The organism is Pseudomonas sp. KH_017, from assembly GCF_057840285.1.
In genome coordinates this window covers 78,126-102,068 of the sequence record NZ_CM174509.1, presented here as the reverse complement: position 1 = coordinate 102,068, position 23,943 = coordinate 78,126, and the positions used below count along the sequence as shown (strand labels likewise).

Below are 23,943 nucleotides of genomic sequence, written 5' to 3'. Positions count from 1 at the left end.
GGCCCGGAATAGACGCCTCGATTGCGACCTTGGTAGCGGGACAGAAGCTGGCGCAATTCACTAGACTGCACATCCTGCTACCTGTTGCCCGAGATAACAATCCATGTACCGTGACCGTATTCGCCTGCCTTCGTTGTTGGACAAAGTGATGAGCGCCGCCGACGCTGCCGCTCTGATTGAGGACGGCATGACCGTCGGCATGAGTGGCTTTACTCGCGCAGGCGAAGCCAAGGCCGTCCCCCAGGCGCTGGCCGAGCGTGCCAAGGTCACGCCGCTGAAGATCAGCCTGATGACCGGCGCAAGCCTGGGCAACGACCTCGACAAGCAGCTGACCGAAGCCGGTGTGTTGTCGCGACGCATGCCGTTTCAGGTCGACAGCACCCTGCGCAAGGCGATCAATGCCGGCGAGGTCATGTTCATCGACCAGCACTTGTCGGAAACCGTGGAGCAATTGCGCAACCAGCAATTGAAGCTGCCGGACATCGCCGTGATTGAAGCCGTAGCGATCACCGAGCAAGGGCATATCGTGCCAACCACCTCGGTCGGCAACTCGGCCAGCTTCGCGATTTTCGCCAAGCACGTGATCGTCGAGATCAACATGGCGCACAACCCGAATCTCGAAGGCCTGCACGACATCTATATTCCGACCTATCGTCCAACCCGCACGCCGATCCCGCTGGTCAAGGTCGACGATCGCATTGGCAGCACCGCCATTCCGATTCCAGCGGAAAAAATCGTCGCCATCGTGATCACCAACCAGGCTGACTCGCCCTCCACGGTGCTGGCACCGGATGCCGAGACCCAAGCCATTGCCGACCACCTGATCGACTTCTTCAAACAGGAAGTGGCAGCCGGGCGCATGACCAACAAGCTCGGCCCGCTACAAGCCGGTATCGGCACCATCGCCAACTCGGTGATGTGCGGCCTGATCGACTCGCCGTTCGAAGACCTGACGATGTATTCCGAGGTGCTGCAGGACTCGACCTTCGACCTGATCGATGCGGGCAAGCTGAGTTTTGCCTCGGGCAGTTCGATCACCCTGTCGAGCCGGCGCAATTCCGACGTGTTCGGCAATCTGGAGCGCTACAAGGACAAACTGGTGCTGCGCCCGCAGGAGATTTCCAACCACCCTGAAGTCGTGCGCCGCCTCGGCATCATCGGCATCAACACGGCACTGGAGTTCGACATCTATGGCAACGTCAACTCCACTCACGTCTGCGGCACGCGGATGATGAACGGCATCGGTGGCTCGGGCGACTTCGCGCGCAACGCACACTTGTCCGTGTTCGTGACCAAGTCGATCGCCAAGGGCGGTGCGATCTCCAGCGTGGTGCCGATGGTCAGCCATGTTGACCACACCGAACATGACGTCGACATCCTCGTGACCGAAGTGGGCCTGGCAGACTTGCGCGGCCTGGCGCCTCGGGAGCGTGCCCGGGTCATCATCGACAAGTGCGTGCACCCGGATTACCGCCAGGCGCTGAATGATTACTTCACCGCCGCGTGCGCCATCGGCGGGCACACCCCACACATCCTGCGTGATGCCCTGAGCTGGCACATCAACCTGGAAGAAACCGGGCAAATGCTGAAGAAGTAATTGATACAGATAGCAGCTGGCGCAAACACAGTTTCGTCAGCTTGCTCCTGCTTCTTCGGAATATGAAAAAAACTGTACTGCTGTACTGGTCATTTCGTTAGGAAAACTCCTACCTTGCCAGGCAAAAACAGCAGTTTTGCACCACGACAGTGCAGACAGGTACAGTTGCCTCAATTTAGACCAGTACACCCCCTATAAACAGTTAACTGAGCTCTCACAATACAGATGAACTGTATCTACAGAGACTAGGCAAACGAGAGGATCATGGGCACCAGTTAAACCACTACCTAATCCCGCCATAAGCGGAAGGATGACCACCATGGAACGTACACTCAGTTCCGATCTGTTCTTTCAAGACACTGCTGCAAAAACCCAGGCTTCCCTGCCTCTGCGCGTTATCGCCAACCTGATGCTGTGGCAGCGCCGCATCACCAGCCGCCATCAACTGGCTCGTCTGGATTCGCGTCTGCTGGCTGACGCCGGGATTAGCGAAGCACAACGCTACGAAGAGCTGAGCAAGCCGTTCTGGCGCTAAGTTAGCGTCGCTGGCTCTGACCTGAAGGGTCCACCGCCAGCAACCCGAATTGAAAAAACAAGACCCGTCGTGGGAAACCACGACGGGTCTTGTCGTTTTGGCCTGTCAAATCCGCTCGTACAGTAGTAAACCAGGATACCAGTACAGTTTGCAGAAACAACTAACTGGATGAGTACAATATCGTCGCGGTGTGTCTGTAGCGGATATTCGACCGGTGTCAGCATGGAGCCCTCCACTTATCAGGACAGGGACCGCGCCATGAGTTCTTTACAGGATGTTTCCACGCCACAGGTTCAATCGAGACCTTGCTTGCGCTGGGCTAGATACCTGTTAACAAGACTCTTCGCTAGTCTGGAAAGGGCGAGAACACGACGTTTACTGGCTCAACTCGATGATCGTCAGCTGTCGGATCTTTGCATCAGCCATGCTGAGCGCATCAATGAATTGGATAAACCGTTCTGGCGCTGACTGTCTGTTTGCATGACGGGCTGTTCGAATTGACACACTCAGGCCTAATATCAGGTCAGAACGTGGCGAGCGCCAAGCGCCTGGCGTCTGAATTTGCAGACACTGCGCCATCTTCCAATCGGCTTACCCTAGGAGTTACACCATGTCCCGACTTCGCCTGCTCAGCGCTGCAGCCCTGCTTGCCGTGGCTGCCAATTCCCACGCCACCAGCTTTATCGTGACCACCGACGCAGTCGTTGGGGCACTCAAATCCAGTTCCGATGCGACGTCCGACATCACGTCTTCGTTCAAAGATGACAAGATCGTGCTCGCAGCACGTGACGACGCCGCCAGCTTCGTTGCCAGCGAAGGCTCCATCCGTGGGGTGAAACTGGAAAGCGCGCTCGACCATATTCGTCATCAGGCACCCCAGTTGAACGCAACCGATGCACAACTGGCGCAGGCGATCCTGACGATCTGATCGACTTCTGGCCGGGGACACGCTCGACGTGTCCCATTATTTCCGTGCTGGCTCTGGAATGGGCCTTGCGCTAGCCTTGGGACTCACTTTTAACTGTCGAGTCTCATGCGTTTTCTTGCAAATCTGTTGATCACTCCAGTCATGATTACTGCCGCCTGTTCAGGCTCAGCCCACGCTTACGACGCCTTTAACCTGTCAACCCAAGGGATCGTGGCCAGTGGATATGCCACAAGCATGGTGACCTCCGCCCCCTTCGACCATAAACTGCTGCTCGCGGCCCAAGATGACGCCGCGGCATTCATTGCCAGTGACGGCCAACTGAGAGGTGCACGACTGGAGTCGGCCCTGCGGTATCTGCGCCGAACCCAGGCAAAACTTCATGCCAGCGACCTTGAACTGGCACAGGCAATTCTCGTCCAATAGTTATCCCTGTTTTTTCTGGAGTCATTCCATGCGTAACCCGCTGATTGCTGCCACCTTAGGCCTGCTGCTGTTGGCCGATGTGGCCCAGGCACATACTCTGGTTGCCACCAGTAATATTCTGATCCGTGCTACCCAGCGCACCCTCGATTTCACCTCCGACACCACCACGTCCATTCGCGATTCGAAAATCGTGCGCGAAGCCCAGGACGACGCCGCCAGTTTCGTTGCCAGCAATGGCGACATTCGTGGCGCTCACCTGGAATCCGCCTTCGATTTGCTGCGCACCCGCGTGCCGGAAGCTCGTGACGCCAGTGACCAGGATCTCGCCGAAGCCATCCTCGCACTGTGAAGTGTCCAGGTGCCTGGCTGCTGGCCGGGGCCCTGTTGCTGCTCGGCAACACGGCCCACGCTGGCCTTCAATTACAGCTCAAGACCGAAGGTCTGACTCCCGCGCAACAGCAAGCCAGCCAGGCGTTGCTCGATGAAGCCATGCAGGCACTGCCGCCACGCTTTGTCGAGCAACTCGATCGACGTATCGACGTCGGCTGGACCGATGACATGCCGAGAAATGCCTACGGTCAGGCGACACTGGTGTCCGAACTCGATCTGAACCGCAACCTGCTGGCCGGCCTCACCGATGGCAGCGCCGCGACCAAAAAAACCCAGCGCCCCCATGGCACCGTGCGCCGGGAAATGCTGGCCACGGTGTTGCACGAGCTGACTCACATCTACGATCGCTCACGCCTGTGGCCAAAGGCGGAGCGCACACTGATTCAACGCTGTACCCGCCAAGACAGCAGCTCAGGGCTGGTCGGCATCCCCGACCAATGCCGCGGCCAGACCGGCCGCCGCTTTACCCTCAGCGATGATCCACGCCTGCTCGACCTCGCCGGCTGGCCGCAATACGTCGGCCGTCGTGGCGAGCGCGAACAGTACAACCGGCAGATCGCGCGCAGCCCAGACATCTACGAGACGAGCAGCCCCAAGGAGTTCGTCGCGGTCAATATGGAGTACTTCCTGCTCGATCCGAGCTATGCCTGCCGTCGTCCCGCACTGTACCGCTACTACAAAGAGCACTTTGGCTGGGCGCCCGCTGCCAAAAACGCTTGCGGCAAAACCGTCGCCTTCCTCAATGCCGGCAGTGATTTCGCCAAAACACCACTGGGACAGGTCGATCCTGAACGGGTTTACGCCATCGACTACCTGCTGGCCGAGGCTAACCAGAACTTGTTCAGCTACTGGGGTCACAGCATGTTGCGCCTGGTCATTTGCGCACCGGGCCGGCCTCGCGGGCCGGATTGCCGACTGGACCTGGACCAGCATCTGGTGCTGTCGTACCGCGCATTTGTCGGTGATGTGCAGATGTCGAGCTGGAATGGGCTGGTCGGTAAGTACCCGTCGCGCCTGTTTGTCCTGCCGCTTTCCCAGGTAATCGACGAATACACCAAGACCGAGTTGCGCAGCCTGGCCTCAGTACCACTGAACCTGTCGCGCCGCGAGATCGAAGATGTGGTGGAGCACGCCGCCGAAATGCACTGGAGCTACGACGGCAATTATTTCTTCCTGTCCAATAACTGTGCGGTAGAGGGACTGAAACTGCTGCGTAGCAGCACTAACAACCCGCAACTGGTGGGTCTGGACAACATCATGCCCAACGGCATGCTCGAAGTGCTCAAGGGTCGTGGCCTGGCCGATACCAGCGTGCTGGATGATCCTCGCGAAGCACTGCGCCTGGGTTATCGCTTCGACTCCTTCCGTGATCGCTACCAAGCGATGTTCGAAGTGTTGAAAAAGCAGATGCCGATCAAACAGGAAACCGTCGAAGAGTGGCTCGATTTGAAAGCCGCAGAGCGGCGGCAATGGTTCGAGCAGGCTGATTTGCGTACTAGCGCAGCATTGCTGCTGCTGGAGCAGGCGAGTTTCCGTCGACAGATGTTGCTGGCCCAGGACGAAGTGAAGCAACGCTATCTGGGCGCTCGGGAGCTGAAAAACGGCGGCATGGACAAGGCCAACGAGACGCTGAAGCAGATTCTTGCCAACAGCGGCTTCCTCAGCCGCCCGGCAGAGCTGCTGGGGACTGCGGGTTACGGGTTGCCACAACCAAGCGAGTGGAAGCATCTGGAAGCGGAAAGCAGCCAGCGCCAGAAGCAGCTCCTGGCGCTGTCCGGGGATCTGGACAAGGAAGTGAGGGCGTTGCTTGAACCGGGCCGTGCCGCCGAAATGGCCGCCAACGAGGCCAACGTAAAGCAGATCGGTGAGCACCTGCGCAAACTGCACAAGGCATCAGGCGGGATAGAGTTGCCTTGATACCACAACCTTGTGGGAGCGAGCTCGCTCCCACAAGGTTTACAGCGTTCAGGAGCTTTACCTTCAGCTGACGCGGGCCTTGCGCACGCCTTCGGCCAACGCCGAGCACAGGCTTAGCACGCCATCCACGGCTTGTTCCGGGGAGGTGGCATTGGCGATGTGATCGATCAACGCCGAGCCCACCACAACACCGTCGGCCAGACGCGCGATGGACGCCGCCTGTTCCGGCGTCCGGATACCGAAACCGATGCTGATCGGCAGGTCGGTATGGCGACGCAGACGGGCGACCGCTTCCTCGACGTGTTCCAACGTGGCGGCACCGGCGCCGGTCACACCGGCCACCGAGACGTAGTAGACGAAGCCGGAGCTGCCGTTGAGAACGGTCGGCAGGCGCACATCGTCGGTGGTTGGCGTGGTCAGGCGAATGAAGTCCAGGCCCGCGGCCTGCGCCGGGTCGCACAGCTCGCCGTTATGCTCTGGCGGCAGGTCGACCACGATCAGGCCGTCAACCCCGGCCTCCTTGGCTTCGGCGATGAAGCGCGGTACGCCGTACATGTGAATCGGGTTGAAGTAACCCATCAGCACCAACGGCGTTTCGTTGTTGCCCTGGCGGAACTCGCGAACCATTTGCAGGGTTTTCGCCAGATTCTGCTTGGCACCCAACGCACGGATGTTGGCGAGCTGGATTGCCGGGCCATCAGCCATCGGGTCGGTGAAGGGCATGCCCAGTTCGATCACGTCGGCACCAGCCGCCGGCAAGCCCTTGAGGATTGCCAGGGACGTGTCATAGCCCGGGTCGCCGGCGGTCACGAAGGTCACCAGGGCGGCGCGGTTCTGTTCCTTGAGTTCGGCAAAACGCGTTTGCAGGCGGCTCATCAGTGTTTCTCCTGCTTGGATTGTTCCATGTGGTGCATCACGGTCTGCATGTCTTTGTCGCCACGGCCGGACAGGTTGACCACCATCAGGTGATCTTTTGGCAAAGTCGGTGCACGCTTGAATACTTCAGCCAGGGCATGGGCGCTTTCCAGGGCAGGGATGATCCCTTCCAGACGGCAGCACTGGTGGAACGCAGCCAAAGCTTCGTCGTCAGTTACCGAGGTGTACTGAACGCGGCCGATGTCATGCAACCAGGCGTGTTCCGGGCCGATGCCCGGGTAGTCCAGGCCAGCGGAGATCGAGTGGGCGTCGATGATCTGGCCATCGTCGTCCTGCAGCAGGAAAGTACGATTGCCGTGCAGGACGCCTGGAACGCCGCCATTCAGGCTGGCTGCATGCTTGCCGGTCTCGATGCCGTAGCCGGCGGCTTCAACGCCGATGATCTCGACACTTTTGTCGTCGAGGAACGGGTGGAACAGGCCCATGGCGTTGGAACCACCGCCGATGCACGCCACCAGGCTGTCCGGCAGGCGACCTTCCTGGGCTTGCAGCTGCTCGCGGGTTTCCTTGCCGATCACGGCCTGGAAGTCGCGAACCATTGCCGGGTAAGGGTGCGGACCGGCCACGGTGCCGATCAGGTAGAAGGTGCTGTCGACGTTGGTCACCCAGTCACGCAGGGCTTCGTTCATCGCGTCTTTCAGCGTGCCGGTACCGGCTACCACCGGGATCACTTCGGCACCCAGCAGCTTCATGCGGAACACGTTGGCCTGCTGACGCTCGATGTCAGTCGTGCCCATGTAGATCACACAGTCCAGACCGAAACGCGCAGCGACGGTGGCCGTGGCCACACCGTGCATGCCGGCGCCGGTCTCGGCGATGATGCGCTTCTTGCCCATGCGCCGCGCCAGCAGGATCTGGCCGATGCAGTTGTTGATCTTGTGCGCGCCGGTGTGGTTCAGCTCTTCACGCTTGAGGTAGATCTTCGCGCCCCCGCAGAACTCGGTCAGACGCTCGGCGAAGTACAGGGGGCTTGGACGTCCGACGTAGTCGCGCTGGAAGTAGGCCAGTTCTTCCTTGAATGCAGGATCTTCCTTGGCCAACTCATACTCGCGGGCCAGGTCGAGGATCAACGGCATCAGGGTTTCGGCAACGTAGCGGCCGCCGAACGCGCCAAACAGGCCGTTGGCATCAGGGCCGTTGCGCAGATTAGTCTGGGTCATGGGGCGCTCCAGTTGAATGCGTGAAGTGATGCACAAAGAGATAGTGGGCTTCACTCTACCCCTGACGCCCCGACCTGAAAACCGATAAGATCGCCACAACCTGTCAGGAAAACTCACAGATACAATGAGCCATGACCTTCCTCCGCTGAACGCACTTCGCGCCTTCGAAGCCACTGCCCGCTTGAACAGCGTCAGTCAGGCGGCCGAGCAGCTGCACGTCACCCACGGCGCGGTCAGCCGGCAACTCAAGGTGCTTGAAGAACACCTAGGCGTAAGCCTGTTCATCAAGGACGGTCGCGGCCTGAAACTCACAGATGCCGGGTTGCGACTGCGTGACGCCAGCAGCGAAGCCTTCGAGCGCCTGCGCAGCGTTTGCGCCGAACTCACACAAAGCACAGCCGATGCACCATTCGTGCTCGGTTGCTCGGGAAGCCTGCTTGCGCGCTGGTTTATCCCGCGACTGGGGCGGCTCAATGCCGACCTGCCGGACTTGCGCCTGCACCTGTCGGCCGGAGAAGGCGATCTGGATCCGAGAAGACCGGGGCTGGATGCCTTGCTGGTATTTGCCGAGCCACCCTGGCCGGCGGACATGCAGGTCTTTGAGCTCGCCAGCGAACGCATCGGCCCGGTCATGAGCCCTCGGTTCGTCGGCTATGAACGGCTCAAGCAAGCGCCGGAAACCGCGCTACTGAGCGAACCCTTGCTGCACACCACCTCTCGCCCGCAAGCCTGGCCGAACTGGGCGCAACCACGCGGCCTCGACGCCAGGGCGCTGAAGTACGGTCAGGGATTTGAACATTTGTATTACTTGCTGGAAGCCGCCGTCGCAGGTCTGGGCGTGGCGATTGCCCCCGAACCCTTGGTGACGGAGGACTTGAAGGCCGGCCGCCTGGTTGCGCCTTGGGGCTTCAGTGAAACCCCGGCGCAACTGGCGTTGTGGCTACCCAAGCGCGCCGCGGACGGGCGCGCCCGACAACTGGCGCAGTGGCTCAAGAACGAACTGCGTCGAGCGGATTAATCACGTTTGCACAACAGATAAGCGGCCAGCAGGCCCAGTGCGCCCACGGCGACACCGGCTGTTGTCCAGGGGTGCTCCTGGGCGTAGTCCCGTGTGGCAATCCCGGTTTCGCGGGTTTTGACCTTGACCTCCTCATAAGCATCGGCAAGCAGATGGCGCGAGTGCTTCAAGGCATTCTCGGCGTTGCTTTTCAGGGTATTGAGGGTTTTACGCGACTCGTCCGAGGCGTCGCCCTTCAGGCTTTCCAAAGACTTGAGCAGACTCTCGATCTCGGCTTCCATGCTTTGCAATGAGGCTTTGCGTAACGAGGTATTGGCCATGGTGGCTCTCCTGCATTGGTGATGAGTGGCGTGTGTTGGTTGGGACTTCATGGGTTCGAGAAAGTGCAGAAAATCTGAACTTCACCCTCAGAACGGCCAACAGAAGAAATAGGAAAAATCACTGCTAGTCTGTAATTCACACGCCGAGGAGAACGCCATGTCTGACCATCACACCTACAAGAAAGTCGAGCTGATCGGCTCGTCCACCAGCAGTATCGAAGATGCGATCAACAACGCGCTGACCGAAGCCAGCAAAAGCATCAAGTACATGGAATGGTTTGAGGTAACCGAGACCCGTGGGCATATCAGGGACGGCAAGGCTGCACACTTTCAGGTGACCTTGAAAGTCGGGTTCCGGATTGCCAGCAGCTGACTTTGGGCTAGTCTTCTGAACTTGCACGCCGGTCGAATGCCATAGGGAATGGCAAAGCACTACATGAGTGCGTCCGGCTGACGGCTGGTTACCCCTATGATCCGACCAGGGAATGCAACCGATGAAGAAGTTTATGTTGGCAGTAGGTTTGTTGAGCCTTGCGGGGAGCGCATTGGCGGGCGGCAAGCCATGCGAAGAGCTGAAAGCGGAAATCGCAGCGAAACTTGATGCCAAGGGCGTTTCCGGTTATTCGCTGGAGATTGTCGATAAAGGTGCCGCTGCCGGCGGGAAAGTTGTTGGCAAATGCGAAGCGGGCGCCAAAGTGATCGTCTATAAAAAGTAGGCCGATTCCCACTTGAATGAAAAAGCCGACGTCAAGGCGTCGGCTTTTTCATGCCTGCATTTTGAGTATCAGCCTCGCATGACCTGCGCCAGCAACTCGTAGGAATGCACGCGATCGGAATGTTCGTACAGGTCACAGGTGAAAATCAGCTCGTCGGCCTGGGTCTGTTCGATCAGGACCTCGAGTTTGGCGCGGATTTTCTGCGGGCTGCCGATCATGGCCAGGCCAAGGAAATCGTGCACGGCGTCTTTCTCATGGGGCAGCCACAGGCCGTCCATGGTCTTCACCGGCGGACGCTGTACCAGGCTTTGGCCACGCATCAGGGCGAGAATTCGCTGGAACACCGAGGTCGCCAGGTAATCGGCCTGCTCGTCGGTATCAGCTGCCACCAAAGGCACACCGAGCATCACGTAGGGTTTGTCCAAAACGGCTGACGGTTTGAAGTGATTGCGGTAGACCCGAATCGCTTCATGCATGTAGCGCGGTGCGAAATGCGATGCGAAGGCGTAGGGCAAACCGCGCTCACCCGCCAGTTGCGCACTGAACAGGCTCGACCCCAACAACCAGACCGGCACATTGGTCCCGGTTCCCGGCATCGCGATGATGCGTTGGTCCGGTGTACGTGGCCCGAGGTAGCGTACCAGTTCCGCCACATCTTCCGGGAAGTCGTCGGCGCTGCCGGAACGCTCACGGCGCAACGCACGTGCGGTCATCTGGTCGGAGCCGGGGGCGCGACCCAGGCCCAGGTCGATCCGGCCCGGATAAAGGCTTTCCAGGGTGCCGAACTGTTCGGCGATCACCAATGGTGCGTGGTTGGGCAACATCACCCCGCCCGAACCGACTCGAATGGTCGACGTACCACCGGCCAGGTAACCGAGCAGCACCGAGGTCGCGGAACTGGCGATGCCATCCATGTTGTGGTGCTCAGCCACCCAGAAGCGGTTGTAACCGAACTTCTCGACGTGCTGCGCCAGGTCCAGCGAATTGCGCAGCGACTGGGCCGCGCTGTCGCTCTCGCGTACCGGCACCAGATCGAGGGTCGAGAACTTGATATCGGACAGTCGTTTCATAAACCTGCTTCTCCAATTGAGGGCGCAGGTTTGTTTTTGCGAACGCAAACCTGCCGAATCCAAAAGCGTGATTCATGCAATGAGGGCATATACCCGAGTTTCAATAGCCCGGTAAAAAATCCCGCGAAAAAAGCGGATTGATCGGACAGAACCACCCGGTGTCCAAAGTGCTGAATGCGAACATCAGACTGAAGGCCACACTGGTCGGCTAGATTTTCGTTGAAAACAAAAGATCGCAGTCTTGCGCAACCTACCGGGATCATTCGGTAGATGGTGCTCAAGTCTGCGATCTTTTTTGCGCCGCGACAGATTTGCCCGCTAAAACTGTGGTCGAATAAACGACAGCAGCGAAAACTCACGACTGTGCGTGCTGCCTCAAAGGAGCTTCAACCATGAAACGTTTTGCCCTCGCGGTTATCTGTTGCGCACTGGCCACCTCGGCCCTCGCGGCGCCGAAACCCTGCGAAGAACTCAAGGCCGAGATCGAAGCCAAGATCCAGGCCAGTGGTGTCACTTCCTACACGCTTGAAATCGTCACCAACGACGAGGTACACGACCAGAACATGGTCGTTGGCTCGTGCGAAAACGGCACCAAGAAAATCATCTACCAGAAAAACGACCGCTGACCGCTCACATCAGGCAGTAGGATTCCCGGTCTTCTGCAACGATTTCGCGCTTGGCGTTGTACAGCCGGGCGCCGGGGGTAAAGGCGATGGAACGGCCTTCGAGCACATAACGCTGACCGGCTTCGAAATGATCGTATTTGATGGTCAGGTAGCACAGCCGCTCAGAAGGGCCGCCCATCATGCCCAACCCGCCACCGGGTACTTCAAAGTCGAAACGCACGATCAGTTCATGGCTGCCCGGCGTGACCTCAAAAAAACGCCCGTCGCGCAGGCGTTGTTTATCCAGTCGTTCGGCCATCAGCAATTTATCGTTGGGGAAGGGCGTAGAGAATTCGACCCAGGCCATTTGTGGATTAGGTGTCGGCATCGGGCTTTGGCAACCCACGACAACACTGGCGGCGAGTAACAGCATCAACCTGCGCATGATGGATGTCCCAAGGGATATACATCCAGCATAACGCCGATCAGCTGTGTTGACAGCCTGCCGGCGTGCCTTGGCCAATCACTTTGCGCTGTTGATCGTAGAGTTTCGCCCAAGGCCGAAAGCCGATGTTCCCCGCCTGTAGCTGATAACGCTCGCCCGCGTTGAAGTCGTTGAATTTCACGTTCAGCTGGCAATCGCGCCACAACGGCTCGGCGTCTGGGCCGATATTGGTGGGCTGGACCGCGAATTGGTAGCGGACCGTCAACTCATGGCTACCGGGATGAACCTGGAAATAGCGTTTATCGTCGGTGGCCTTGTCATCGACCTCCAGCGCTTGCAGCGTCGTATCTTCTTGCTTCGAGTCCAGGTCGATCCAGGCTTGCGCAGGATCAGGGCGGGGTAGTCCAAAAAAAGCACAGCCGGCCAGCATCAGCAGGCCTCCTGTCAGTATCAACATGCGCATAGCGGAGCTCCAGTCAGGCGGGATAGTCTTGCGGAAAGACTCTCCAAGGAAGAATTATTGTGATCAGGCCGCTTCCTAGCCTTGGGTTACTTGATCGCGTTTTTCGCGTTTTGTTTCCGGGTGTGTTGTTTTTGTTGCTCAACGGTTGCGCCAGCTTCAGCTACTACAACCAATTGGCCAGCGGCCAACTGCAGTTGCTGCGGGCGAGGGAGCCTGTTTCCAGCGTGGTTGCCGACCCGGCGCGCGATCAAAAACTGCGTACACACCTGGAGCAATCGCAAAAAGCCCGAACGTTCGCCAGCCAGCAATTGCACCTGCCGGATAACCAGAGTTACCGCTTGTACGCGGACATTGGGCGCCCCTTCGTCGTCTGGAATGTCTTCGCCACGCCGGAATTTTCCCTAAAACCCGTAAACCACTGCTTCCCCATCGCCGGTTGCGTGGCCTATCGCGGTTACTACAGCCAGAGCGCAGCCCGCGGCGCAGCGGCTTTGCAACGCTTGCAGGGCATGGACGTGTCGATTGGTGGTGTCGAAGCCTATTCGACACTCGGCTGGTTCAACGACCCGATCATCAGTTCGATGATGGGCTGGGGGGATGAGCGACTGGCCACGTTGATCTTTCACGAGCTGGCCCATCAGCGCTTCTATGTGAAGGACGACACGGAGTTCAACGAATCCTTCGCCACCTTCGTCGAGCAGGAAGGTACTCGCCAATGGCGCGCCTACCGCCACCTGCCACCGGATAACAATGCGCAGGCACGTCAGCGCGAACAGTTCACTGGGTTGGTGCTCAGGACTCGCGCCCGCCTGGAAAAACTCTACACCTTGCCGTTGCCAACCGAACAAATGCGCCAGCGCAAGGCGACCGAGTTCGAGCGCTTGCGCAGCGAATACCGGCAATTACGCGACAGTCAGTGGACCGCCGACAAACGCTACGACGCCTGGATCTATGCTCCCATGAACAACGCCCGGTTATTGCCGTTTGGGTTGTACGACCAATGGGTACCAGCATTTGCCGCGCTGTTCCATCAGGAGGATGGCGACTGGCTTAAATTTTACGCCGCCGTGGAAAAGCTTGGCGCCTTGCCGACGGACGAGCGCAAGGCCGCGCTGAAGGCTTTGGCTGACGGAGCCGATCAACCAAAGAACCAGTAGCAAACCCCGATCGCACCCAGCACCCCGGCAAGCTCGGCCAGCAATGCACAACCGACAGCATGGCGTGCGCGCTGGATGCCCACGGCGCCGAAGTACACCGCCAGGACATAGAACGTCGTTTCGGTACTGCCCTGGACCGTTGCCGCCACCAACGCCGGGAAGCTGTCCACGCCCGAGGTCTTCATGGTTTCGATCAGCATCGCCCGGGCGGCGCTACCGGAGAAGGGTTTGACCATCGCCGTCGGCAGGGCGTCAACGAAACGCGTGTCCCAACCGGCCCATTCCACCAGATGACGGATCCCGTCCAGACCGAAGTCCAGCGCCCCGGACGCGCGCAGAACACCCACCGCGCAGAGCATCGCCACCAGGTAAGGCAGCAGGTTCTTGGCGACGTCAAAACCCTCTTTGGCTCCTTCAACGAAGGCCTCGTAGACCTTCACTTTGCGCAGCGCGCCGATCAGTAAAAACAGCATGATCAGGCCAAACAGCGTCACGTTGCCGAGGATCGACGACAGGCCGGCCAGCGCGGTCGCCGAAAGGGTCGCCAGCAACGCCATGAAACCACCGAGGGCGAGGGCGCCGGGGATCAGGTAGGCCAGCACCACCGGGTCCCAGATGCGCAGACGCTGCATGAATGCCACCGACAGGAAGCCGACAATGGTCGAGCAACTGGTCGCCAGCAGGATCGGCAGGAACACCAGCGTCGGGTCAGGCGCGCCTTGCTGGGCGCGATACATGAAGATCGTCACCGGCAGCAGGGTCAGCGAGGAGGCGTTGAGCACCAGGAACAGGATCTGTGCGTTGCTGGCGACGGTCGCGCTGGGATTGAGTTCTTGCAGCGCCTTCATTGCCTTGAGGCCGATCGGTGTGGCGGCGTTGTCCAGGCCCAGGCCATTGGCGGCGAAGTTCAGGGTGATCAGGCCGATGGCCGGATGACCCGGCGGGACTTCAGGCATCAGGCGCAAGAACAGTGGCCCCAGGGCCTTGGCCAGCCATTCGACGATGCCGGCTTTCTCGGCAATGCGCAGAAAACCCAGCCAGAGAGTAAGAGTGCCAAACAGCAGCACCATGACTTCGACCGACAGCTTGGCCATGGCAAAAATGCTTTCCACCATCGCCGCGAATATCCCGGCGTTGCCACCAATCAGCCACTGCGCCAGCGCCGATACGGCTGCCACGATGAAGAAGCCAAGCCATAGGCCATTGAGCATCAGTCAAATCCCCCCAAAAGATCCGCGAATGATAGCGGGGTGGCCAGAAACGACAAACCCCGGATTTCTCCGGGGTTTGTTTGTTACCACCTGCACAACTCCAATGTGGGAGCGGGCTTGCTCGCGAAAGCGGTGTGTCATTCAGCATTGAATTGGCTGACATGACGCCTTCGCGAGCAAGCCCGCTCCCACAAGGTGTATTGCATCAGCTCTTGGAAATTTCACCCGCCGGCAGTTTTTCCTTGCTGCGCCAGTGCGGCAGGGAGTTCCAGTAACGCTGGCCTTTGGCGTCGTCGTACATGCCTTCCCAACGAGCGATAACCAGAACCGCCAGTGCGTTGCCGATCACGTTCAGTGCGGTACGGGCCATGTCCATGACGCGGTCGACACCGGCGATGAACGCCAGGCCTTCCAGGGGAATACCGACGCTGCCCAGGGTAGCCAGCAGTACCACGAAGGACACGCCCGGTACGCCGGCGATGCCTTTGGAGGTGACCATCAAGGTCAGTACCAGCAACAGTTGCTGGCTGATCGACAGGTCGATGCCATACAGCTGGGCAATGAAGATCGCCGCGATGCTCTGGTACAGGGTCGAACCGTCGAGGTTGAACGAGTAACCGGTCGGCACCACGAAGCTGCAAATGGCTTTCGGTGCGCCGTAGGCTTCCATCTTCTCGATCACACGCGGCAGCACGGTTTCGGAGCTGGCGGTGGAGTAGGCCAGTACCAGCTCATCCTTGAAGATGCGCATCAGCTTGATCACCGAGAAGCCGAACAGGCGAGCGATCAGGCCCAGGATCACGAAAGCGAAGAAGGCGATGGCGACGTAAACCAGGATCACCAGTTTGGCCAGCGGTATCAGCGACGCGAAGCCGAAGTTGGCCACAGTCACCGCGATCAGTGCGAACACGCCAATCGGGGCGTAGTTCATGATCATGTGAGTGACCTTGAACATGCTTTCCGATACGCCCTGGAACATCTTCACCAGCGGCTCGCGCAGGTCCGCCTGCAGGCTCGACAAACCGAGACCGAACAATACAGAGAAGAAGATGATCGGCAGCATTTCGCCGCGAACCATGGCCGCAAAGATGTTCGACGGGATCAGGTTGAGGATGGTTTCGATGAACGCGTGTTCATGCTGAACCTCGGCCGCCGTGGCCTGGTACTTGGAAATGTCCACAGTGCCCAGGGTGCTCATGTCGATGCCGGCACCCGGATGGAACAGGTTGGCCAGCAGCAGACCGACCACGATGGCGATGGTGGTGACGATCTCGAAGTAGATGATGGTCTTGAAGCCGATGCGCCCCAGCTTCTTGGCGTCACCGACGCCGGCAATGCCGACGATCAAAGAGGAGATGACGATCGGGATCACGATCATCTTGATCAGACGGATAAAGATATCGCCTGCCGGTTGCAGGACGTTGCTGATCCACCAGGCTTTTTCGGCACTGAAATGGTTGAGCAGCGCACCGATTGCAATCCCCAATACCAGACCGATGAGGATCTGCCAGGCGAGGCTAAGCTTTGCCTTCTTCATATCTTTACCCTTACTTGTTGTTTGACTCAGGGAGATGCGCGAACTGGAACGCTTGTGGCGAAAAAGCCCAGTGCATCTGCCCCCCGTATAAGGTGCCCCGGAGCGCGTGTTTACGGCTCTCTGGCAGGCGAAAAAAGGCGCAACTATTCCGATGCAAGGGAGCGCCGTCTAATGCCGTAAACGCCTACCCCATGCCGAATCGGCATGAGGTTTTTTTAGCGAAACGCGCGTCCCAACCGGTTCGAATACGACATTTCGGCAGGCATAAGTGCCGTGAACCGGTCATCACAGAGCAGATTGAATGTTTTTTGAGCAGTGGCCGAGCGTTGATTTTTCAGCAAAATCCCGCCGAACGAAGGGAAAAATCGCGGCCAAAGAAGGGTGATTTTTCTCGATATACGGTCGCTGGTGAAACACCGGGAAAAGTATTTTCCGACGTAACAAGGACAAGAACGAGAAAACAGTGATGAAATCGGGACGAGCGCTCTATTTCAATGTGTTGCGTGATCAAGCCCTTCGCAAGCCCGTCGAGCCTTGGCGGTCCGACGAACTTGCGCAGCAGCTTTTCCTGACCCGGCCCTTGCGCAGGTACTCCCTGTACCCGTAGGTCACTGCGCCCCTGAAACAGGCATAACGTCCCGACCCCTTGGTCATGCGCCGGCCTTCCTCAGGTGGCGCAGGTGGAAAGAGGCGCTGTGGCCTCCTTCGTGTACAAATTCAAATGCTCTATCAACAAGCCCTGCATGCGCAGGTCAGGCATGTCGGGGAAACGCCAGCCCGCATGCCATGGCACTACCGCCCAACAGGGCGGCTGCCTGTGTCCTGAACAACCCTCTCATGTCAGCCTCGACCGCGACGGCCAAAGAAGAAGGAGGCAATGAACATCACCAGGAACACGACAAACAGAATCTTGGCGATACCCGTGGCGGTGCCCGCGATACCACCGAAGCCCAATACAGCGGCGATGATGGCGATGATCAGGAATGTGATTGCCCAGCTCAACATGGTGATTCTCCTTACGCTTGTGTTTAGAGGTGCTGCGTTTCCCGGCGCATGGGGTGCGGCGGAAGTTTTGCCTAGAACACCCAACGCTCTTGATGACGTATTTCACCCACAGGCCCGGCCTGGTCGACATCCATCATGCGCATCGGGGAGCTATCGGCCTGACCGCTGCTGACAGCGCTGAAATGGGTTTGGGTCGAATGCGGAATCGACAGGCATGGCGCTTCCGGCTGCAGGCTCTGCTCCCAGCGCAGAAACTGCTGGCCGCCGATCAGGGTGATCAACAGTGCCAGAACAGCAAACAGGCCTTGCTGGATATGCACAGGCGAGAGATGCAGGTGGGCGACACGTTGACGATTCATCCTGGAGCTCCTACCACTCGGGTCGGTATTCGATAGCAGGCGTTTGTTTTTGAATGCCCTGCTCAACCAGACAATTGCAGAGCGCATGCCAGCTTTGAATCGAATTAATTACCTTTAATATCAATATCTTATGAGCATCAAAAAAATCACTTCGCGCGCATCCTGCACGATGACACTTGTGCAGTCGTGCGTATTGCACGATTGGTTTGAAGGAAGGCGTAAATTTTTTGAATTGAGAGGAGGGTGCGGAGGTCAGAAATTCACGCTGGCCGCTGGCAGAGACCGGGCATCCATTAAAAGACCCGCAAAATCAGGTGACTAACCGATACATCGGATGAGAGCTACCCTGCCATGACAGGAATGGCTCAGAATCAATCATGCAACTTGCCCGATTTCTCCGGGACTAAATAAAGATCAGTCATTAAGGAGCGTAGGAAAATGGAATCAGCCACTGAGCATCAAGGCCGTATTCTGCTGGTGGATGATGAGTCCGCCATCCTGCGTACTTTCCGTTATTGCCTCGAAGACGAAGGCTACAGCGTGGCCACCGCCACCAGCGCCGCGCAGGCAGAAGCCCTGTTGCAGCGGCAGGTCTTCGACCTGTGCTTCCTCGATTTGCGTCTGGGTGAAGACAACGGCCTCGATGTGCTGGCCCAGATGCGTATCCAGGCCCCCTGGATGCGGGTGGTGATCGTCACTGCGCACTCAGCCGTCGACACGGCAGTGGATGCGATTCAGGCCGGTGCCGCCGACTATCTGGTCAAACCGTGCAGCCCCGATCAACTGCGGCTGGCAACCGCCAAGCAACTGGAAGTGCGGCAACTGTCGGCGCGACTGGAAGCCCTGGAAGGTGAAGTGCGCAAGCCCAAGGATGGTCTGGACTCCCACAGCCCGGCCATGAAAGTGGTACTCGAAACCGCGCGTCAGGTTGCCACAACCGATGCCAATATCCTGATTCTGGGTGAATCCGGTACCGGCAAGGGCGAACTGTCCCAAGCCATCCACGGCTGGAGCAAACGCGCGAAGAAATCCTGCGTCACGATCAACTGCCCGTCGCTGTCCACCGAGCTCATGGAAAGCGAACTCTTCGGCCACAGCCGCGGCGCCTTCACCGGTGCCAGCGAAAGCACCTTGGGCCGAGTCAACCAGGCCGACGGCGGAACGCTGTTTCTCGACGAGATCGGCGATTTTCCCCTGACGTTGCAGCCGAAGTTGCTGCGTTTTATTCAGGACAAGGAATATGAGCGCGTCGGTGATCCGGTGACCCGCCGTGCCGATGTGCGCATCCTTGCGGCCACCAACCTCAACCTTGAGGACATGGTCCGCGACGGTCGTTTCCGTGAAGACCTGCTCTATCGCCTGAATGTCATCACCTTGCACCTGCCACCGCTACGCGAACGCCGCGAAGATATTCTCAACCTGGCCGATCGTTTCCTGGCGCGCTTCGTCAAGGAGTACGCCCGTCCCGCGCGCGCCTTCAGCGACGAGGCCCGGGAAGCACTATTGGGTTATCGCTGGCCGGGCAACATCCGTGAGCTGCGCAACGTGATCGAGCGGGCGAGCATCATCTGTCCACAGGAGCGGGTCGAGATCAGTCATCTGGGCATGGCCGAAACCCCGGTCAACAATACACCGCACATCGGCGCGGCACTGAGCCTGGAGGAGCTGGAAAAGGCCCACATCGGCGCGGTCCTCGCCACCGCCGACACGCTGGATCAAGCGGCGAAAACCCTGGGCATCGACGCCTCGACGCTGTACCGCAAACGCAAACAGTACAACTTGTGAGCAATAGCCGATGAAACTGGCGCTGAAATTGCGGACCCGGCTTTTCCTGAGCATCTCCGCACTGATCACCGTCGCGTTGCTCGGGCTCTTGCTCGGGCTGGTCAGCGTGATGCAGATGGCCGGCAGCCAGGAAGCACTGATCCGCAGTAACTTCATCACCCTGGACCTGGGGCTCAAGCTGCGTCAGACCCTGGGTGATCAACTGATCATCATGCTCAGCGAGAAGCCTGACTCCGCCGCTTTCGCCGCCTCGAAGCAGCATTACTTCGAACTGCTGGAGCAAGGCATCGCACAGGAGCCGGCAGAAACCGGAAGCGACTACGGCTTCAGAAAAGCCAAGGCCGACTACGAGAGCTTTATCCAGGCTTATGAAACGTCCCCGGACCCGTCGAATGTGCTTAGCAGCCACGACAACCTGACGGAAAAATTCAACGCGCTACGCAATGGCCTGATCGCCGAGCACAAGCGCGCGCTGGATAACATCAGCGATACCGAGCGCCAGGCCCGGGAACGGGCACTGCTGATTGCCGGGCTGCTTGGCCTGGTGGGGCTGGCGGTGCTGATCATCGGCTTCGTGACCGCACAGGCCATCGCCCGGCGTTTCGGGGAGCCCATCGAGGCGCTGGCCAAGGCGGCGGACAATATCGGCCAGGGCAATTTCGATGTCACCCTGCCGATTTCTTCGGCGATGGAACTGAACCAACTGACCCGGCGTTTCGGGATCATGGCCCAAGCGCTGCGTGAACATCAGGCCACCAACGTCGATGAGCTGCTGGCCGGTCAGCAGCGTTTGCAGGCCGTGCTCGACAGCATCGACGACGGACTGCTGATGATCGACTGTCAGGGTCATCTGGAACACCTTAATCCCGTGGCCCAGCGTCAGTTGGGCTGGGAGTCCGATCGTCTGGGTCAAGGATTGGGCGCGGCGCTGGAGCGCCCCGAACTCGATGAGCAACTGCAACTGGTGCTGCGCGGCGGCACGCTGGAACGGGCGCCGGAAGACTTGAGTGTCGAAGTCGATGGCGAGTCGCGACTGCTGACCTATAGCCTGACCCCGGTCAGCCATACCCAGGGCCATATTCTCGGTGCCGTGATGGTGCTGCATGACGTCACGGAACAGCGTGCCTTCGAACGGGTACGCAGCGAGTTCGTATTGCGCGCCTCCCATGAATTGCGCACACCGGTCACCGGCATGCACATGGCCTTCGGATTGTTCCGTGAGCGCGCGCACTTTGCCCCGGATTCCCGGGAAGCCGACCTGCTCGATACCGTGAATGAAGAGATGCAGCGGCTGATGCAGTTGATCAATGACCTGCTGAACTTCTCCCGTTACCAGAACGGTTTGCAGAAACTCACCCTGGCGCCGTGCTCCATCGAGGCATTGCTGGAACAGGCTCAGTCACGCTTTGCCACATCGGCCGAAGAGAAGGAAATCAATCTGCTGGTAGAAGTACAGGGACCTTTGCCGCGGTTACAGGCCGACCAGCCACAACTGGAGCGGGTACTCGACAACCTGCTCGACAACGCCTTGCGTCACACCGGCTCCGGCGGGCGGATACGCCTGCAGGCCCGGCGCCACGGTGACCGGGTCATTATCAGCGTCGAGGACAACGGCGAAGGCATTGCCTACGGTCAGCAGGGGCGGATCTTCGAGCCCTTTGTGCAGGTCGGACGCAAGAAGGGCGGGGCCGGGCTCGGCCTGGCACTGTGCAAGGAAATCGTGCAATTGCATGGTGGGCGGATGGGCGTTTATTCACGGCCGGGGCAGGGTACTCAGTTCTACATGGCGCTGACCGTTTAGGTCACCCTCACGCTTCGTCATCCAGGCGCCGGCCTGCCCGACGCCGCCCCCGGGTAATCAATTCAGTGAACTGCACTGCGCTCAGCGCGCGGGCAAACAGCCAGCCCTGGCCGAACTTCACGCCTTCGCTGCACAGGAACGCGGCCTGGGCCTCATGCTCGATGCCTTCGGCAATCACCTTCAGGTGCAGCGACTGGGCCATGTGAATGATGTGCGGAGCCACACCGCTGCTGGCGGCGTCATGGCCCAGCGCATCAATGAACGCCTTGTCGATTTTCAGGCAATCCACCGGCAAGGTTTGCAAATAGGCGAGGCTGCAATAGCCGGTGCCAAAGTCATCGATCAACACCTGGTGCCCGACATCCCGCAGCGCTTGCAGGTTTTCCCGAGCTACCACCACATCGACCAGCCCGCGCTCGGTGACCTCAAAGGCAATTTGCCGCGCAGCGACACGGTGCAGGGTCAGCAACCGCGCCATCACCTGGCCGATCCGCGGAACCATCACGTCACACGCCGCGAGATTGACCGAGATGTACAGTTGCGGGTTGGCACGCAGCAACTGGCCGAGTTGCTCGAGCAGGCGTTGCAGGACGAAGTCCGTCATCTGGCGAATCTGCCCGGTGTTCTCCGCCATCGGAATGAACAGGTCGGGACTGGTCAGGGTGCCGTCCGGCCTGCGCCAGCGCAGCAGTGCTTCAGCCCCGACACAGTTGCGACTATCGAGGTCGAAGATCGGTTGATACAGCACCTGCAACTCGCCACGGCGAATCGCGCCGGTCAGTTCGGCATCCAGCGACTGCCGCTGGCGCACCAGCAGAAACACCAGGAACCCAACGCATATGCCCAGCGCGAGGCTGGCCGGCAGCAACCACCACCAGACCGCCGGGATATGCATGCCGGTGCGTGGACTGATCAACACCAATTGATATTCCGGGTTGTCGGTGGGCATGCGGTATATCAGGCGTGTCTGGGTGATCTGCAGCGCATCACGGTTTTTCGGTGGCCAGGCCTCGGCCGGCGGCCAGACCTGAGAAGCACCGAGCACCGGAATCGCGCGCGCGCCATGGTCCAGGACCACCAGCAGGCTGCTGCCCGGCGACAGGTCGACCATATCGGTCAAATGCCCGCGAGAGGTCGCCACCCGGAAATTCCCGCGCCCGAGCATCAGCGCGGCGCGGTTTTCATCGGGTTCGGTGGTGGTGTTGAGCCAATAGCTGTAAGTCGGGCCTTTGATGTCTGGCGATCGACTCAGCGACAGCCCTTCCTGGCGAGGACGATTGGAGCAGATTCGCGAGGAGTCCATGTAGGCGGCTTCGTAGACGAAGCGATAATTGAATGAAACCTGTTGCAAGGTTGCGATCATTTCAGCATCGCAACCGCGCAACGGTTGCGCTTCAAGGTCGTCAAGGCTTTCACGCAGTTGCCCGAAGAGCTGTTCGAGGCGGGCGAGGAAGCGTTCACCCTGAGCATTCATTTCTTCGCTTTCGTTTTGCTCGACCTGGTGTATGGCGACGAACAGGCTGCCGGCCATCAATAACGTTGCGCTCAAGACAGTAGACATCAGCCCCAGGAACCAGGGGCGATGGAACCAACTACGGAAGGTCTCTCGAGCAGCGGTCATTGTGTAATATCCGAAGGATTACCAATGAGTTATAGCTGCTGATTGGAAAAAAGCCCTGACCGTCGGGCGGGCGTCATTATTTTGTCTGATTCAACACCAAAAGCAGCGCGGCAGTTTGCGCATCCGGAGTGCCATCGAAGCGCGCCGGACGGAAACGCATCTGAAATGCCGCTATCACATGTCGTGTCGCGACATCGAGCTCGCCGGTTTGTGGCGAGGCATAACCCAGGCGAGCCAATTGCGCCTGAAACCAACTGATGCTCGGCAACTGCTCGGCGAACAGCATTTGCTGGCGCGCCACCGACTGTTCATTTGGCCAGAGGCCCAAGCCTTCGGCGGCCAGACGCTTCCAGGGGAACAGCGGTCCCGGGTCCAGCTTGCGCATTGGTGCAATATCGCTATGGCCAATGATGTCGCGAGGCTTTATGCCGTGACGTTTGCTGATGTCCTTGAGCAACACGATCAACGACTGGACCTGATCTTCGGTGTAGGGATACCACACGCGTCCGGTCGGGGTGTCCTTGAACCCCGGATTGACGATTTCGATACCGATGGAGCTGGAATTCAACCAGGTCCGGCCATCCCACTCGCTCTCTCCGGCGTGCCAGGCCCGCACATTTTCATCCATCAGCTTGTAGATGGTGGCGCCCTTGTCGTCGCCGATCAGGTAATGGCTGCTGACTTCACCGTGGGTCAGCAATTGCAACGAACGCTCCAGCGAGGCATTGGTGTAATGCACCACCACAAATTGCACGCGGCTGTCGTAATTGGCCGAAGGGTGGCTGGTGTCGAAACGGGGACCGCTGGCGCAGCCGGCCAGCAGAATCAGTGACGCGATCAGAGCAAAATATTTCATGGGAAGACGGTACACACAAGACAATAATGCAACAGTGTAACGTAGTGCCTGGCGGGCTGACGGCAATCAAACAAAATGGAACAATTGA

General features: G+C 59.1%; 26 protein-coding genes. 14 read left to right on the top strand and 12 right to left on the bottom strand.

The window, feature by feature from the left end; translation table 11 throughout:
* Positions 1-103 precede the first annotated feature (103 nt).
* From scpC to AC3IT6_RS00485, 7 genes are all read left to right on the top strand, one after another.
* Positions 104-1,597 carry a succinyl-CoA:acetate CoA-transferase ScpC gene (gene scpC, locus AC3IT6_RS00515; RefSeq protein WP_489353948.1) on the top strand — a complete coding sequence of 498 codons (1,494 nt, stop codon included), beginning with the start codon at positions 104-106 and terminating at the stop codon, positions 1,595-1,597.
* A 319-nt stretch (positions 1,598-1,916) separates the two neighbouring features.
* A complete protein-coding gene (locus tag AC3IT6_RS00510; RefSeq protein ID WP_108218709.1) occupies positions 1,917-2,132 on the top strand; it encodes a DUF1127 domain-containing protein in 216 nt (71 codons plus the stop codon).
* A 258-nt stretch (positions 2,133-2,390) separates the two neighbouring features.
* A complete protein-coding gene (locus tag AC3IT6_RS00505; RefSeq protein WP_223443476.1) occupies positions 2,391-2,600 on the top strand; it encodes a DUF1127 domain-containing protein in 210 nt (69 codons plus the stop codon).
* Between the two features lie 142 nt (positions 2,601-2,742).
* Entirely contained in the window at positions 2,743-3,060 is a 318-nt protein-coding gene (locus AC3IT6_RS00500) for a DUF2388 domain-containing protein (RefSeq protein ID WP_095942951.1), read from the top strand.
* Between the two features lie 105 nt (positions 3,061-3,165).
* On the top strand, positions 3,166-3,483 hold the full coding sequence (locus AC3IT6_RS00495) for a DUF2388 domain-containing protein (RefSeq protein WP_150728196.1): 318 nt from the start codon (positions 3,166-3,168) through the stop codon (positions 3,481-3,483).
* Positions 3,484-3,511: 28 nt separating this feature from the next.
* The gene (locus AC3IT6_RS00490; RefSeq protein ID WP_057712574.1) at positions 3,512-3,832 is read left to right on the top strand and encodes a DUF2388 domain-containing protein; all 321 of its coding nucleotides are present in this window, start codon (positions 3,512-3,514) and stop codon (positions 3,830-3,832) included.
* Entirely contained in the window at positions 3,829-5,790 is a 1,962-nt protein-coding gene (locus AC3IT6_RS00485; protein ID WP_489353947.1) for a DUF7844 domain-containing protein, read from the top strand. Before AC3IT6_RS00490 ends, AC3IT6_RS00485 begins: the two co-directional genes overlap by 4 nt.
* A 63-nt stretch (positions 5,791-5,853) precedes the next feature.
* Here the strand turns inward: AC3IT6_RS00485 and trpA are convergent, their stop codons facing one another.
* Positions 5,854-6,666, bottom strand: a complete 813-nt coding sequence (gene trpA / locus AC3IT6_RS00480; RefSeq protein ID WP_489353946.1) for a tryptophan synthase subunit alpha — start codon at positions 6,664-6,666, stop codon at positions 5,854-5,856.
* On the bottom strand, positions 6,666-7,886 hold the full coding sequence (gene trpB, locus AC3IT6_RS00475; protein WP_008002146.1) for a tryptophan synthase subunit beta: 1,221 nt from the start codon (positions 7,884-7,886) through the stop codon (positions 6,666-6,668). The genes trpA and trpB overlap by 1 nt, the downstream gene beginning before the upstream one ends.
* A gap of 124 nt (positions 7,887-8,010) precedes the next feature.
* On the opposite strand from trpB, the gene AC3IT6_RS00470 reads away from it, so the two are divergent.
* The gene (locus AC3IT6_RS00470; protein ID WP_150728192.1) at positions 8,011-8,904 is read left to right on the top strand and encodes a LysR family transcriptional regulator; all 894 of its coding nucleotides are present in this window, start codon (positions 8,011-8,013) and stop codon (positions 8,902-8,904) included.
* On the opposite strand, the gene AC3IT6_RS00465 is transcribed toward AC3IT6_RS00470, so the two are convergent.
* On the bottom strand, positions 8,901-9,224 hold the full coding sequence (locus AC3IT6_RS00465; RefSeq protein WP_150728191.1) for an ElaB/YgaM/YqjD family protein: 324 nt from the start codon (positions 9,222-9,224) through the stop codon (positions 8,901-8,903). The genes AC3IT6_RS00470 and AC3IT6_RS00465 overlap by 4 nt on opposite strands.
* 157 nt (positions 9,225-9,381) lie before the next feature.
* Here AC3IT6_RS00465 and AC3IT6_RS00460 point away from each other — a divergent pair, with 157 nt between their 5' ends.
* Positions 9,382-9,597, top strand: a complete 216-nt coding sequence (locus AC3IT6_RS00460; protein ID WP_095942957.1) for a dodecin — start codon at positions 9,382-9,384, stop codon at positions 9,595-9,597.
* Positions 9,598-9,718: 121 nt separating this feature from the next.
* Positions 9,719-9,940 (top strand): DUF1161 domain-containing protein, encoded by a 222-nt coding sequence (locus AC3IT6_RS00455; protein ID WP_008045869.1) that lies wholly within the window; start codon positions 9,719-9,721, stop codon positions 9,938-9,940.
* A 68-nt stretch (positions 9,941-10,008) separates the two neighbouring features.
* Here AC3IT6_RS00455 and AC3IT6_RS00450 read toward each other — a convergent pair whose 3' ends face one another.
* Positions 10,009-11,010, bottom strand: coding sequence for an LLM class flavin-dependent oxidoreductase (locus tag AC3IT6_RS00450; protein WP_489353945.1), 1,002 nt, complete (start codon positions 11,008-11,010; stop codon positions 10,009-10,011).
* Between the two features lie 392 nt (positions 11,011-11,402).
* Between AC3IT6_RS00450 and AC3IT6_RS00445 the strand changes: the two genes are divergently transcribed.
* Entirely contained in the window at positions 11,403-11,636 is a 234-nt protein-coding gene (locus AC3IT6_RS00445) for a DUF1161 domain-containing protein (protein WP_104450431.1), read from the top strand.
* A gap of 4 nt (positions 11,637-11,640) precedes the next feature.
* Here AC3IT6_RS00445 and AC3IT6_RS00440 read toward each other — a convergent pair whose 3' ends face one another.
* Entirely contained in the window at positions 11,641-12,060 is a 420-nt protein-coding gene (locus AC3IT6_RS00440) for a PA0061/PA0062 family lipoprotein (RefSeq protein ID WP_150728189.1), read from the bottom strand.
* A gap of 40 nt (positions 12,061-12,100) precedes the next feature.
* A complete protein-coding gene (locus tag AC3IT6_RS00435) occupies positions 12,101-12,523 on the bottom strand; it encodes a PA0061/PA0062 family lipoprotein (protein ID WP_489353944.1) in 423 nt (140 codons plus the stop codon).
* A 59-nt stretch (positions 12,524-12,582) separates the two neighbouring features.
* On the opposite strand from AC3IT6_RS00435, the gene AC3IT6_RS00430 reads away from it, so the two are divergent.
* On the top strand, positions 12,583-13,680 hold the full coding sequence (locus tag AC3IT6_RS00430) for an aminopeptidase (protein ID WP_489353943.1): 1,098 nt from the start codon (positions 12,583-12,585) through the stop codon (positions 13,678-13,680).
* Here the strand turns inward: AC3IT6_RS00430 and AC3IT6_RS00425 are convergent.
* The 4 genes from AC3IT6_RS00425 to AC3IT6_RS00410 form a co-directional block, all read right to left on the bottom strand.
* Positions 13,662-14,891: a nucleoside recognition domain-containing protein gene (locus AC3IT6_RS00425; RefSeq protein ID WP_223443495.1), complete on the bottom strand. Its 1,230-nt coding sequence runs from the start codon at positions 14,889-14,891 to the stop codon at positions 13,662-13,664. The genes AC3IT6_RS00430 and AC3IT6_RS00425 overlap by 19 nt on opposite strands.
* 205 nt (positions 14,892-15,096) lie before the next feature.
* Entirely contained in the window at positions 15,097-16,428 is a 1,332-nt protein-coding gene (gltP, locus tag AC3IT6_RS00420; RefSeq protein WP_347909943.1) for a glutamate/aspartate:proton symporter GltP, read from the bottom strand.
* 840 nt (positions 16,429-17,268) lie between these two features.
* On the bottom strand, positions 17,269-17,433 hold the full coding sequence (locus AC3IT6_RS00415) for a DUF1328 domain-containing protein (protein ID WP_003177151.1): 165 nt from the start codon (positions 17,431-17,433) through the stop codon (positions 17,269-17,271).
* Positions 17,434-17,504: 71 nt separating this feature from the next.
* On the bottom strand, positions 17,505-17,792 hold the full coding sequence (locus AC3IT6_RS00410) for a hypothetical protein (RefSeq protein ID WP_489353942.1): 288 nt from the start codon (positions 17,790-17,792) through the stop codon (positions 17,505-17,507).
* 438 nt (positions 17,793-18,230) lie between these two features.
* Between AC3IT6_RS00410 and algB the strand changes: the two genes are divergently transcribed.
* Complete coding sequence (algB, locus tag AC3IT6_RS00405) at positions 18,231-19,577, top strand: sigma-54-dependent response regulator transcription factor AlgB (RefSeq protein WP_223443501.1); 1,347 nt, start codon at positions 18,231-18,233, stop codon at positions 19,575-19,577.
* A 10-nt stretch (positions 19,578-19,587) separates the two neighbouring features.
* Positions 19,588-21,378, top strand: a complete 1,791-nt coding sequence (locus AC3IT6_RS00400; protein ID WP_489353941.1) for a KinB sensor domain-containing domain — start codon at positions 19,588-19,590, stop codon at positions 21,376-21,378.
* A 7-nt stretch (positions 21,379-21,385) separates the two neighbouring features.
* Here the strand turns inward: AC3IT6_RS00400 and AC3IT6_RS00395 are convergent, their stop codons facing one another.
* Both AC3IT6_RS00395 and AC3IT6_RS00390 read right to left on the bottom strand, forming a co-directional pair.
* On the bottom strand, positions 21,386-22,999 hold the full coding sequence (locus AC3IT6_RS00395) for an EAL domain-containing protein (protein WP_223443504.1): 1,614 nt from the start codon (positions 22,997-22,999) through the stop codon (positions 21,386-21,388).
* A gap of 76 nt (positions 23,000-23,075) precedes the next feature.
* Positions 23,076-23,855: an N-acetylmuramoyl-L-alanine amidase gene (locus AC3IT6_RS00390; protein ID WP_150753726.1), complete on the bottom strand. Its 780-nt coding sequence runs from the start codon at positions 23,853-23,855 to the stop codon at positions 23,076-23,078.
* Positions 23,856-23,943: the final 88 nt, after the last annotated feature.

What these genes read in the sequence shown, in the direction of transcription:
- scpC (WP_489353948.1), top strand. Translation starts at nt 104, where the DNA reads ATGTACCGTGACCGTATTCGCCTGCCTTCGTTGTTGGACAAAGTGATG.
- AC3IT6_RS00425 (WP_223443495.1), bottom strand. Translation starts at nt 14,891, where the DNA reads ATGCTCAATGGCCTATGGCTTGGCTTCTTCATCGTGGCAGCCGTATCG.
- AC3IT6_RS00395 (WP_223443504.1), bottom strand. Translation starts at nt 22,999, where the DNA reads ATGACCGCTGCTCGAGAGACCTTCCGTAGTTGGTTCCATCGCCCCTGG.
- AC3IT6_RS00460 (WP_095942957.1), top strand. Translation starts at nt 9,382, where the DNA reads ATGTCTGACCATCACACCTACAAGAAAGTCGAGCTGATCGGCTCGTCC.
- AC3IT6_RS00450 (WP_489353945.1), bottom strand. Translation starts at nt 11,010, where the DNA reads ATGAAACGACTGTCCGATATCAAGTTCTCGACCCTCGATCTGGTGCCG.
- AC3IT6_RS00390 (WP_150753726.1), bottom strand. Translation starts at nt 23,855, where the DNA reads ATGAAATATTTTGCTCTGATCGCGTCACTGATTCTGCTGGCCGGCTGC.
- AC3IT6_RS00415 (WP_003177151.1), bottom strand. Translation starts at nt 17,433, where the DNA reads ATGTTGAGCTGGGCAATCACATTCCTGATCATCGCCATCATCGCCGCT.
- AC3IT6_RS00410 (WP_489353942.1), bottom strand. Translation starts at nt 17,792, where the DNA reads ATGAATCGTCAACGTGTCGCCCACCTGCATCTCTCGCCTGTGCATATC.
- AC3IT6_RS00500 (WP_095942951.1), top strand. Translation starts at nt 2,743, where the DNA reads ATGTCCCGACTTCGCCTGCTCAGCGCTGCAGCCCTGCTTGCCGTGGCT.
- AC3IT6_RS00435 (WP_489353944.1), bottom strand. Translation starts at nt 12,523, where the DNA reads ATGCGCATGTTGATACTGACAGGAGGCCTGCTGATGCTGGCCGGCTGT.
- algB (WP_223443501.1), top strand. Translation starts at nt 18,231, where the DNA reads ATGGAATCAGCCACTGAGCATCAAGGCCGTATTCTGCTGGTGGATGAT.
- AC3IT6_RS00510 (WP_108218709.1), top strand. Translation starts at nt 1,917, where the DNA reads ATGGAACGTACACTCAGTTCCGATCTGTTCTTTCAAGACACTGCTGCA.
- AC3IT6_RS00445 (WP_104450431.1), top strand. Translation starts at nt 11,403, where the DNA reads ATGAAACGTTTTGCCCTCGCGGTTATCTGTTGCGCACTGGCCACCTCG.
- AC3IT6_RS00490 (WP_057712574.1), top strand. Translation starts at nt 3,512, where the DNA reads ATGCGTAACCCGCTGATTGCTGCCACCTTAGGCCTGCTGCTGTTGGCC.
- AC3IT6_RS00495 (WP_150728196.1), top strand. Translation starts at nt 3,166, where the DNA reads ATGCGTTTTCTTGCAAATCTGTTGATCACTCCAGTCATGATTACTGCC.
- trpB (WP_008002146.1), bottom strand. Translation starts at nt 7,886, where the DNA reads ATGACCCAGACTAATCTGCGCAACGGCCCTGATGCCAACGGCCTGTTT.
- AC3IT6_RS00505 (WP_223443476.1), top strand. Translation starts at nt 2,391, where the DNA reads ATGAGTTCTTTACAGGATGTTTCCACGCCACAGGTTCAATCGAGACCT.
- AC3IT6_RS00440 (WP_150728189.1), bottom strand. Translation starts at nt 12,060, where the DNA reads ATGCGCAGGTTGATGCTGTTACTCGCCGCCAGTGTTGTCGTGGGTTGC.
- AC3IT6_RS00470 (WP_150728192.1), top strand. Translation starts at nt 8,011, where the DNA reads ATGAGCCATGACCTTCCTCCGCTGAACGCACTTCGCGCCTTCGAAGCC.
- trpA (WP_489353946.1), bottom strand. Translation starts at nt 6,666, where the DNA reads ATGAGCCGCCTGCAAACGCGTTTTGCCGAACTCAAGGAACAGAACCGC.
- AC3IT6_RS00400 (WP_489353941.1), top strand. Translation starts at nt 19,588, where the DNA reads ATGAAACTGGCGCTGAAATTGCGGACCCGGCTTTTCCTGAGCATCTCC.
- AC3IT6_RS00465 (WP_150728191.1), bottom strand. Translation starts at nt 9,224, where the DNA reads ATGGCCAATACCTCGTTACGCAAAGCCTCATTGCAAAGCATGGAAGCC.
- AC3IT6_RS00455 (WP_008045869.1), top strand. Translation starts at nt 9,719, where the DNA reads ATGAAGAAGTTTATGTTGGCAGTAGGTTTGTTGAGCCTTGCGGGGAGC.
- gltP (WP_347909943.1), bottom strand. Translation starts at nt 16,428, where the DNA reads ATGAAGAAGGCAAAGCTTAGCCTCGCCTGGCAGATCCTCATCGGTCTG.